This is a genomic window from Rivularia sp. UHCC 0363 (assembly GCF_034931125.1).
In the GTDB taxonomy this organism is placed as follows: Bacteria; Cyanobacteriota; Cyanobacteriia; order Cyanobacteriales; family Nostocaceae; genus Rivularia.
In genome coordinates this window covers 89943-101816 of the sequence record NZ_JAYGHM010000023.1, presented here as the reverse complement: position 1 = coordinate 101816, position 11874 = coordinate 89943, and the positions used below count along the sequence as shown (strand labels likewise).

Here is an 11874-nt window from a genome sequence, read left to right as displayed (position 1 = left end):
TAACTCCTAACTCCTAACTTTAAAAGATATCTGCTGGGTCAGCGGAACGGAGTTGATTCATTGTTAATGCACCGGAAGTAAGACACATTAAAGCTGTGGCTATCAATACCATTAATGCATTATTAAAACTCATCTCTATTGGCAATTTTGTTGCTTTCATGGCAAACTCATAGAGATACTTAGAGATAATCCAACCTGGAATATATCCGAGTACTGCTAAAATGAAAGCTTGTTTAAAAACCACTCTTAATAAATAATTATTGGCATAACCTATGGCTTTTAAAGTCGCGTATGCTACTAATTGACTGGCAATATTGCTAAATAATATTTGATAAACAATAACGACACCAACAACAGAACCCATTGTTAACATGAGGTTTAAAATAAAACCGATCGGGGTTCTAGTAGCCCAATATTCTTTTTCAAAATTAATAAACTCTTCGTGATTAAATATTAGGACATCGTTAGGTAAGCTATCTCGCAATTTTTGTACAACTTGTTGGGAATTTACTCCTGGACTAAGGTTAATTGCTCCTATATCTATTTTGTCTGGAGGTCTGCTATTAGGAAATATCCGCAGAAAAGTTGTATCGCTAGTAATTAAGTTGCCATCTACTCCAAAGGAAGGACCTAAGCTAAATAATCCACCGACTCTAACTCTATATCCTGTTAGTGAATCAAAGGGAAATATTTCGATTACTGCTTCAATATCTCCCCGCTTAAATCGCATGGCAACGTTTCCAAATTCCGGTCGAGAATTTTCATCAAATAGTACTACATCAGACAATTTTAGTTTATCTATATTTTCTTGAATTCCTGGTAAATTAATCGTGGGTTTCCCCGGTTCAAAACCCATCACATATATTGAATATTTTTCTCCCGTTTCAGGATTTTTTAATTTGGCAAATCCTAAATAAATTGGAGTAACTGAGTCTACACCTTCAAATCCTAAAGTCTGGTATAAACGAGTCCGAGAAAAACTTTGAGTAGCAGTTAAAGCTTTATACTGAGAACTAACCAAAAATAAATCTCCTTGGAGACTTCGATGCACTTGAGTTGCACTTTTATAAAGAGCATCTTGAAATCCAAGTTGCATAAACATCAGTATCACAATAAAAGCGATACCAGCTACAGCAACTAAAGAACGAAACTTGTTTCGTATTAGCTGTAACCATGCTAAAGGGGTTTTTGAAGCCATGATGATCGAGTGATAATTAGGAAGTATGAAGCACGAAAGAATGAAGAATGAAGGATGAAATATAATATGTCGTGGCTGTTATCTAAAAAATAGTCTTTCTTTTACATTAAGGATGTCCAATGCTTAACTTATACCCTATACCCAATTTACAAGTTCATCCTTCAAATTCATTCTTGCTTAAATTTGAATGGCAACATCTACCTGTAGGTTGGTCAAGCCCGTGACTAGTTTGTTATCTGATAGCTCGTCAATCCGAATTTTGACTTCAACTATTCTTCTATCGGTATCAGCTCCTGGATTGATGTTGAGAATTCTTTGTCTGTCAACTAGTAAGCCAATCTCGCTAACTGTTCCTTTTAATTTGCGAGGAAATGCTGTGCTGGAAATAAAGGCTTTTTGACCCAAACGTACTTTCTGAATGTCTGTCTGATAAACTTCTGCTACTACATACATCTGATTGGTTCTACCTATCTCCATGATTCCGTTGGAGGAAACTACTTCTCCGGGTCTAGTGTTAATTTTTAATACTGTCCCGGCGATCGGAGATTTAAGGATGCTTGATTCTTGCTCTGCTTTTGCTTGATCTACAGCAGACATTGCACTTTTAACTTCAGCTTGGGCTAATTGAATATCTTGAGGACGCACTTCTTGAATACTATCTAACTTACCTCTGGCTTCTCTGATTTGATCTCGCAGGGTATTAACACTACGATTGAGGGCTGCTTGCGCTTCATTTAATTGTTGCTGTAAAGTCCTAACTAGCAAGCGTTTACTATCTGAGACAGAAGCGGAAACGGCACCCTGTTGATATAGCTTTTGGTAGCGATTATATTCAGTTTGAGCATTATCTAGCTCTGCCTGCAACCGTGCAACAGTAGCATTCCCTGTGGCAATTTCTCCCTGTAGCTGCGATTGTAAGCTGGCGATCGCCGCACTTTGAGCATCAACGTCTCCTCTTTTCGCTCCAGCTTGTACTTGGGATAATTTCGCTTGAGCAACTCTAACTTGATCTAAAGCCTGCTGTACGTTAACTGTAGCGCGAACGTAACCTTCTAAGAGTCCAACTATTTGTCCAGCTTTTACTCTATTTCCTTCGTTTACTAGTAATCTTTCTACTCGCAAACCGCTAACCGAACCAGGAGCCGATAGTTTAATCACCTCACCTTCGGGTTCTATGCTTCCCAAAGCTGTAATTGCTACCCTAGTAGGAGTTGTAACAGGGATAGGCGATCGCGAAATATCGGGACGCAATCGTGAATAGCTGTAAACACCAATGAGTGCTGTTGCTAAAGCAATGGAAGTCGCTAAAACTACTCTCCATCTGGGTGGGGATTTGGCAATAAACTCCCTTTCCTTGAACTCCCTTTCCTTATCTGCTGACATATTTTGATTCCAATTGTGAAGAGCCAATGTTCGTATAACAGCGTTATTAAAAAAACAATTTTGAATTACCCTACGGGAAGCCGCTTCCGCGTCAATAGATTTTGGAAAAATCCATCAGGTCAAATCTAAAAACTTTTCCTGCTTCTAGTTTCAATTGAGCAAATTGAAAACAATAAATCAAAAATCTCAAATCGGCTGACGGATGTTACGCAAATACAGCAGATGATAATGTATTGAAAAATTTTCCTCCTTAAGTAGCCCCTTCAAATATAGCTGCGTACATAAATAATTAGAAACCGTTAGGGGCAAATGCATTTGTGATTTGAGGATGAATATTTAACAAGTAAAGCATTGACTTGTAATATTTGACCGCTCGCAAATACCGAAATGAAAAATTAATGATTTCCCGGCGAAATATTTCCTAATTTTTATTCTATATTATTAATAAGGTATTGTTCTAGCAAATAGCAGTAACGCTCTTCACAAAAACTAAATTTTAATTGCAGCGATTAAAGAAATGAAGCTTTGGAAGTAACAGCCCCAAAAAACTTGTCTTTAAGTATGCCAAACAACTCGAATATTGTCAACCGGCTTCTAGGAATAATTAAAATTTCCTACTTTATATATTTTGTAACTCCAAATAATGCTGTATGAAGTAACTTAATGGTTGTTATGCCGCCTCATACGCCCTCAATTTAGCTATTTAGAAATAGACCCTGATAATTTGTTACAGAATTTTAGTCGCAATAAATACAAAAGCTCTGAGAATTTTTGTTTGCCATTATGGGGAGCAAATAGCTGTAGGCTAACGTCCATAATCTTCGAGCGCAAAAATATTTGTGTTCATTACTTGACTTTATAAAGATTGTTTTTAGCTATGGTATTTTTGCTATCAAGTTGATTGATTTAAGGCAATATAGGAGGAATAAAATTATCAGACTTGGACTTTGGTCGAATATTTATTGTGAAAATCACGTTAATATCAAGCTACTAACAGTTTTATGGAATAAAGTTCCTTTTTGGCATTTTTAAGGCATACGAATATCAATCAAATAACTGTCAGTATATCGTTCTGAAATAATTTTATGATGTCTGGAATATCTCAAGTATCCATAGAAAAAATCAAGTTCGGCAACAATCGTCGTCCAATCAACGGTCAAAAAGTAGAGCAGTTAAAAGAATCTATTCAGTTGAATGGTTTGCTCAATCCCATCGCAGTAGACCAAAATTTCAATTTGATTGCTGGATTGCATCGGTTAACAGCCTGCAAGTTGCTGGGTTATAAAGAAATTAAATGCAATATAGTTACTTATGATTCCGAAGAAAACGCTAGATTGGCTGAAATTGACGAAAATTTGATCCGCAACGAATTAGAACCCCTTGAAAGAGGAAAGCTGGTATTAGAACGTGAAAAAATCCTGATTAAATTGGGAATGAGAGCGAAAGCGGGGGACAATCAATATACTCTCAAGACAGTGGAAAATGGTAGTGAAATAATTTCACCACCAGCTAAAACCACACAACAGCTAGCAAAACAAGCCGGTTACAGCGAACGCAGCTGGCAACATGACAAGCAAATAGCTAGGGATATCGCTCCCAAAATTCAAAAAATTATTCAGAAAACGGCGATCGCTGATAAAAAAACTACGCTGCTAAATATTGCCAGGGCTGGGAGGAAAGAAAGAATTTTGGCTCAAAAAGCTCTACAGGCTTACGATTTAGCCGTTAGCAGGGGTGATTATGAAGAAGCCGAACAGCAGGCCAAACTCGCCACAAAATTACGAGCGGGACAAGAAGAATTGCAGCTACAAGCTTTTCACAGCGCAATGGCAGAGCTTCAAGCTAAGTCAGATAAAAAGGAACAACAAGTGGAACGACCAAAAATGATCGACTCGCTATTTAACCAAGACTCGCTGTCCAAAATTGGCGATAAATGGACGCTGGGCAACCGCCATTTGGTATATTACGGCGATACCGCTGGTAACGATTTTATCAAACTGCTACCTTCAAACGCAGCTTTAGCAATAGCGACTGCTTCGGATGCCTGGAATCACGATTATTTGGTGGATGAAGCCAAGATTGTGGCTGTATTGCGTTCGGAGGACAACCTGTTTCAATTTTGCAGCACTACGCGGATGACTTTTCAGTACGAGTTACTGTTGGGTAAAATATATGTGGGAATTTTTTCGCGACAACCTGTATCAAAACCCCAGATACCAATCAATTTGGACAATGTGGAAGGAATAATCCAATATTTGATCGATATGTTTACAACTCAAAACAATTATGTCATTGCACCGTTCATGGGTCACGGCGAAATTTTAACGGCTTGCGAAAAAATGCGCCGGGTATGTTTTATCGGTGACGAAAATCTCGATTTTATTCGTAACGGGATCTCGCGCTGGGGAAAATGGACTGAAAAACAACCCGAAAAAATAGCCCGTTCTAATTATTTATATTTTTGATTACTCTCACAACATGGTGCATTTGACCTTTTATTTATTTGAGGGAGCAGGGAATAGGGAATAGGGAGTAGAATTAATTGCACGTTACATTTTGAATAAATCAAATTGCTTAGAATGAACTCCTAATAATTTAAATAGTTTCATTAAATTACTATTGTTTTCTTGCGTTTACCCTGGATAGCTATATACTAATTGCTAATTACTCATGTTAAACAATTAGTAAAACTTAAAAAACACAACAGTAACTGTATTTGTCTATGTAAATTGATATGGTTAATGTTGATATATCAACTTGATTTTACACAAATGATTAGAAAATGGTGGTCTTTTAATTATCATGTTCTCCTGAATAAACACACTTTCCGCAAAATAATGATTAAACTGTATATATAAAGTAGCGATATTGCTTTACAACAAACTTGTAACTACTTCATAATAAAGAAAGACTTATATCTTTTAAGCTTTTCGTCAAATTACCCTTAGAAAAATGAAGTTACGGATGATACTATTATTCGATATTTTTTATCTAATAAACATTTTGCCAAATCTAAATTTGTTCCCAAAATGGTTTAAACCGCATAATCAGCTTTGTTTAAGCTGTGCTAATGTTGGTATTACTTTAGATATTTATTAATTAGTTCCTTAGTTGTGAATAGCTAAGAGCTAAAAGATAAAGTCAGTCTAATTACTAAGATGAGCAATATTTTAAATTGTTTGTCAATTTGATAAAATCCCAATTTAATTGGTGTATGGGAGTAAAGGATTTATCAAAAAAAAATTAGATATTTTAAATGGTGTGGTTTTGTAACTAACTTGTCAAACATTATTGTTTACAGTTCATAAAATTATCTTCCAAGGCGTTTTAACTAGCTATGACATTTATTAAAATACAGAACGTTGTCATTAATACCAATTATATCGCCGCAGTAAGGTTTAATAATCAAACCGACTCCGAAAAAAAGAGCGTTTCTGTTTTAGTAGCTATTCCCAAACCTCCTTTATTTGAATGGGAAACAGTATCTTCAAGTCATTATCAAGAAGAATGGATGGAATTCACGGGTCTTCCAGCAAAGGCATTAGAAGATTACTTTTCCAGCTTCAATAATGTTGTAGATCTGTTGCCTCAATGTCAAGAAACAAGTTTAATTTAATTTAGTTTTCTTCTATCGTAGGATAGACGCATTTTGAGGAAAAAATATTGCATCATTAGAGGAAACTATCTAATAATTCTAAAATAATCAATTAATCGGGGTTGCATTTCTCCTCACATTGATGGTTGGAGAAAAGTATTGATAATTTATCTATCCAATTTATCTTGCCAATTTATTCATCCAATTTTTTGTTGGGCAGCTATTTTACTTGTTATCATCAGGTATAGCTGAATTTTATAGTCGCTACAAGTTTTATTTTAGCTGAATAAGCAACGATACTAAAGTTATTTTATGTCCTATGTCGGCTAAATCCATCGATAAGGCATTAGCGCAATTGGAACAACAAATCAACAATTGCGAAAACGCTGTGAAGAGATTTATTAAGGTCAAAGAAAAGATGTCCTCACAAGAATCTACATCAATGAACAAAGTTAACAGACAATTGCAACATACTCCTATAGCCATTATTGGAATGGCATCAATTTTCCCTGAAGCCAGAAATTTACAGGAATATTGGCGGAATATTGTTAATAAAATAGACTGCATTACGGAGATTCCCGAAACACATTGGAATGTCGAAGATTACTACGACGTTAATCCCAGAACGAAGGAAGATAAAACTTATTGCGATCGCGGTGGTTTTATTCCCCAGGTAGATTTTAACCCGATGGAATTCGGTATTCCCCCGAACATTTTAGAAGTTACTGATGTTTCGCAACTATTAAGTTTGGTGGTTGCAAAAGAAGCAATGGAAGATGCCGGGTACGATGAAAATCGCGAATTCAACCGCGACAATATTGGAGTTGTTTTGGGTTCTGCGGCTTTGAAATTGGGAGTACCGCTTTCGGCGAGATTGCAGTATCCCGTATGGAAAAAAGCTTTAAAAAGCAGCGGTTTATCTGACGAAGATACGCAAAAAATTATTGAGAAAATTCAAAGCGCTTACGTACAGTGGGATGAAAATGCCTTCCCCGGTATGCTGTCGAATGTAGTCTCCGGACGTATTGCCAACCGCTTTAATTTCGGCGGACTTAACTGTACGGTGGATGCAGCTTGTGCGAGTTCCTTGGCTGCTTTGAAAATGGCGATCGCTGAGTTGGCAGATTATCGCAGCGATATGATGTTAACCGGGGGAGTAGATACAGATAATTCGATTACAGCATACATCAGTTTTAGTAAAACACCGGCAGTTTCTCCCGGCGATAAAGTTAAGCCTTTTGATGCTAAATCCGACGGGATGATGTTGGGTGAAGGTTTGGGAATGATGGTTCTCAAGCGTTTGTCGGATGCTGAACGAGATGGAGATAAAATCTACGCAGTCATTAAGGGGATTGGTACTTCTAGCGACGGCAGATTTAAGAGTATTTACGCACCTCGTAAAGAAGGACAAATCACAGCTTTACGACGGGCTTATGAAGATGCGGGATTTGACCCGTTGACCGTCAATTTAGTGGAAGCCCACGGTACCGGGACTATGGCTGGCGACCCCACCGAGTTTGCATCTTTGCGAGAATATTTTGGCGAAGATAACGCTAAGGGTCAGCATATTGCTTTGGGTAGCGTTAAATCGCAAATTGGGCACACTAAAGCTGCGGCTGGTGCGGCTAGCATGATTAAAACAGCTTTGGCGTTACATCATAAAGTATTGCCGCCTACGATCAACGTTACTCAGCCCAATCCCAAACTCAACATCAAGAATTCTGCCTTTTATTTGAATGCAGAAACTCGTCCTTGGATCTCACCCACTGGACAAGCCCCCCGACGTGCGGGTGTAAGTTCTTTTGGCTTTGGTGGAACCAACTATCATGTAGTGCTGGAAGAATATAGCGGCGACCATGATAGTTCATACCGCTTGCATAATGCACCCGATCAATTATTACTGTTTGCTGAGAATCCCACCCAGCTATTGCAAACCTGCGAACAGACTTTGGCAAAGTTGCAATCTACCACAGGAGATAAACATTATTCTGAGTTGGTAGAAGCTTGCAAATTCAAAGAAATTCCCCAATCCTCAGCTAGAATCGGGTTTGTTGCATCCTCTGTATCGGAGACTTGTAAAAGACTACAAGTTTGTATCGACTTGTTGAAAAACAAGCCAGGTGCAGAATCTTGGGAACATCCTACCGGAATTCATTACCGTGCAGAAGGGATGGATTTAGCTGGTAAAGTAGTTGCGTTGTTTTCAGGACAAGGTTCGCAATATCTAAATATGGGTAAAGAAGTAGTCATGAACTTCCCCCAATTGCGTCAACTCTACGGCTACATGGATAGTTTGTTGCTCAAAGATAACTTGCAGCCGCTTTCCGAGATCGTCTTTCCTCATCCAGTGTTTGAAGAAGACGAGAAAAACGCTCAAATCGCCGCATTACAGCGCACCGAATACGCTCAACCAGCTATTGGAATGTTGAGTGCAGGATATTATAAAGTACTGCAACAAGCTGGATTTAAACCTGATTTTGTCGCCGGACATAGTTTCGGGGAACTCACAGCATTATGGGCAAGTGAAGCTCTCAGTGACGAAGATTATTGCTTCCTAGTTAAAGCTAGAGGTCAAGCAATGGCTGCACCCGAAGACCCCAACTACGATACTGGTGCAATGTTGGCGGTGAAAGAGGACTTAGGTAAAATCGAAGTATTCCTCAAAGATTATCCTCAAGTCGAGATTGCCAACTTGAACTCACCGCGTCAGGTGGTATTAGCCGGGCCGACACCAGACATTCATCAACTACAAAAAATTCTCCACGACTCTGGATGTGCGGCTGTAGTTTTACCCGTAGCCGCAGCCTTCCACACACCGCTAATTGCCTTCGCGCAAAAATCCTTTGCGATCGCAACCAAAAGTGTCAACTTCAAATCCCCCAAGCTACCCGTTTACACCAACGTTACGGCAAAGCAGTATTCTCAAGAACCCCGCGAACTGCAAAGAACCCTCGAATCACAACTATCAAATTCTGTATTATTTAAACAGGAAATTGAGCATATCTATGCAGATGGTGGTTACTGCTTCGTTGAGTTCGGACCGCGAAGAATTTTAACTAACTTAGTTAAAGATATATTAGGCGATCGCCCTCATTTGGCAATTGCTTTAAATTCAAGTCCCAGAAAAGATAGCGACTACTGTTTAAGGGAAGCTGTCATTCAGTTACGGGTTGCCGGAATAATTTTGAAAAACCTCGACCCCTATCAAGTTCCTGATGTAGTCAAATCTACTGAGAACAAGAAAGGGTTAAACATCAAATTGAGCGGTAGTAATTACGTATCTGAGAAAACCAAACAGCGCTGGGAAAAAGCAATTAGCGAACCGCATCAAGCAGAAATCAAAGCGAGCAAGCCTGTAGAAGTTGCAGTTAAATCAAATACAGCAACTATTACAGAAATTCCTGCTCATAATTCTGTTAGCACCAACGGTAACGGTGGAAAAGTTGGACAAAGAGAAATTGAAGAGTCTTCTGTTTCTATCCCCGCTCACAGTAACGGAAACGGACATAACAAAGTAGTAGCGATAGACAAGGAGACAAGGGGACGAGACACAAAGAAAAACGGGCAAATTTCCCCCACTCCCCCCATCCCCCCCTCCCCCCATCCTCTTCCCCAGCAGTCAGTACCGAAATCAAATATGCATATGCAAACTACACCAAACGAATTTCTAAATTACGAACAAGTTTTAGAAAGCTTGGAATATGTCTTAACTCAGTTCGGACAAAATCAAAGCGAGAATTTACAAGTTCACACCCAATATCTCAATCATCAAGTCGAATATGTGAAAACATTTTTTCAACTGATGCAGCAACAAAACTCCTTGTTTGCTAAAACGGAATCTTCTACCGATTCACTCAAGCCAAAAGTTATCGAAAGCTTAGAGCGGGGGATGATTACATTTCACAGCCATCAAGGTGATACCCTCAAAGTTCACGAACAGTATCTACAAAATCAAGTAGAGTACACCAAGAACTTCTTCCAACACGTACAGCAAGAATACGAACAGATAATTCAAAACGAAGGTAGTATTGAGCAACACAAAACAAGCTTGATACCCGTTACGGATAAATCACAGTCTTATGTAGAGACAAATACTTTTACTCAAGATTCTGCAAATACTGCTTCAATAATTGAAACTGAACCAGAATTAAAAAAAGAACCAATCGCAAATGTTGCCACTTCAGTAATTGAAACTAAACCAGAATTCAAACCAGAAGTTGCAGCTACAAACGGTAACGGATTCAAAAAAGAATCCCTCACTCCCCCCATCGCCCCATCTCCCCCTCTCCCCATCCCTTCCCCCTCTTCCTCCGTAGACTTATCAGATTTGGATACAAACCTGTTAGCGATCACCAGTGAAAAAACTGGTTATCCGGTAGAAATGCTGGAAATGGATATGGATATGGAAGCCGATTTGGGTATTGATTCCATCAAACGAGTAGAAATTATGGGTGCATTGCAGGAAATGTATCCCGACTTACCAAAGTCTGATAATTTAGAAGAATTAAGCGAACTGCGTACTATCGGTCAAATAGTAGAGTATCTCAAATCTCTGTCTTCTGGTGCTAGTACCCCAGTGGGAATAGAAGCAGATCCAGAAAAACCGATAATTGAGATAGAAATTCCAGTAGAAGCAGAAGCAGCCGTAATTACCACAGAAAGCGCGGCAACCGTTGATACTAGCGGTCTGGGTCAATCCATGTTAGAAATAACTAGCGAAAAAACGGGTTATCCGGTAGAGATGCTGGAAATGGACATGGATATGGAAGCCGATTTGGGTATTGACTCAATTAAACGAGTAGAAATCATGGGTGCATTACAAGAAGCGTACCCGGACTTACCCAAACCCGATAACCTAGAAGAAATTAGCGAACTACGCACCATCGGACAAATAGTTGAGTATCTCCAGTCATTATCTGGGGGTGAAAAAAAAAAGCTACAGCCTGATGCAGTTAAGCAGCCGTTAAATGAGCCGTTGAATGAAATTGGAGGGGTTGTACGACATCCTGCTAAATTACGACCCCTCCCCGCACCAGACTTTCTCGAATTTGCACTACCATCCGGACACGTCGCTTTGATTACCGATGATGGTTCCCTCACCACCTCAGAACTCGCCGAATCATTAACTCAAAACGGTTGGGAAGTCGTAGTTCTGAGCTTTCCTGAATCAATAGTTCCCGGACGCTCAGTGCAGAAAAGCAATATCAAAAATATAATTTTAGAAGATTTGAGCGAAGCGCATCTGCAACAACAATTAAATGCGATCGCAACTAACTGCGGTCCCATAGGTGCTTTTATCCATATTCATCCTACATTTCACGCTGCATCCAACGGTATAAACTATTTTCCCGAAGAAAAGGCGATCGCAAAACAAGTTTTCTTGATTGCTAAACATCTAAAAAAATCTCTGAATGCAGCAGCACAGAACGGTCGCAGTTGTTTTTGTACGGTAACTCGACTTGATGGTGCTTTCGGATTAGAACAAAAAATCAACTTTGGAGCTATTGGTGGTGGATTATTCGGACTAACTAAAACACTAACTTGGGAATGGGGAGAAGTCTTTTGTCGGGCAATTGACATCAACCCCGAAATCGATACCCAAAATTGTGTCAGCTATATCAAAGCCGAACTACACGACCCCAATCGTCTTATAACCGAAGTTGCCTACGGTACCCAAGGAAGAACAACAATTACGGTG

Annotated in this window: 5 protein-coding genes; 3 read left to right on the top strand and 2 right to left on the bottom strand. The window is 39.1% G+C overall.

The genetic code is table 11. The annotated features are described in order from the left end of the window. Nucleotides 1-19: 19 nt before the first annotated feature. Nucleotides 20-1198, bottom strand: coding sequence for an ABC transporter permease DevC (devC, locus tag VB797_RS15015; protein WP_323238497.1), 1179 nt, complete (start codon nt 1196-1198; stop codon nt 20-22). Nucleotides 1199-1375: 177 nt separating this feature from the next. Then, on the bottom strand, nt 1376-2581 hold the full coding sequence (locus tag VB797_RS15010) for an ABC exporter membrane fusion protein (protein ID WP_323238496.1): 1206 nt from the start codon (nt 2579-2581) through the stop codon (nt 1376-1378). Nucleotides 2582-3669: 1088 nt separating this feature from the next. On the opposite strand from VB797_RS15010, the gene VB797_RS15005 reads away from it, so the two are divergent. From VB797_RS15005 to VB797_RS14995, 3 genes are all read left to right on the top strand, one after another. Then, nucleotides 3670-5046 (top strand): ParB N-terminal domain-containing protein, encoded by a 1377-nt coding sequence (locus tag VB797_RS15005; RefSeq protein ID WP_323238501.1) that lies wholly within the window; start codon nt 3670-3672, stop codon nt 5044-5046. An 872-nt stretch (nt 5047-5918) separates the two neighbouring features. After that, on the top strand, nt 5919-6197 hold the full coding sequence (locus VB797_RS15000; RefSeq protein WP_323238495.1) for a hypothetical protein: 279 nt from the start codon (nt 5919-5921) through the stop codon (nt 6195-6197). 298 nt (nt 6198-6495) lie between these two features. After that, the coding region (locus VB797_RS14995; RefSeq protein WP_323238494.1) for a polyketide synthase at nt 6496-11874 on the top strand (5379 nt) is incomplete at its 3' end.

Coding starts and splice junctions, on each gene's coding strand:
- devC (WP_323238497.1), bottom strand. CDS start 1,198: ATGGCTTCAAAAACCCCTTTAGCATGGTTACAGCTAATACGAAACAAG.
- VB797_RS15010 (WP_323238496.1), bottom strand. CDS start 2,581: ATGTCAGCAGATAAGGAAAGGGAGTTCAAGGAAAGGGAGTTTATTGCC.
- VB797_RS15005 (WP_323238501.1), top strand. CDS start 3,670: ATGTCTGGAATATCTCAAGTATCCATAGAAAAAATCAAGTTCGGCAAC.
- VB797_RS15000 (WP_323238495.1), top strand. CDS start 5,919: ATGACATTTATTAAAATACAGAACGTTGTCATTAATACCAATTATATC.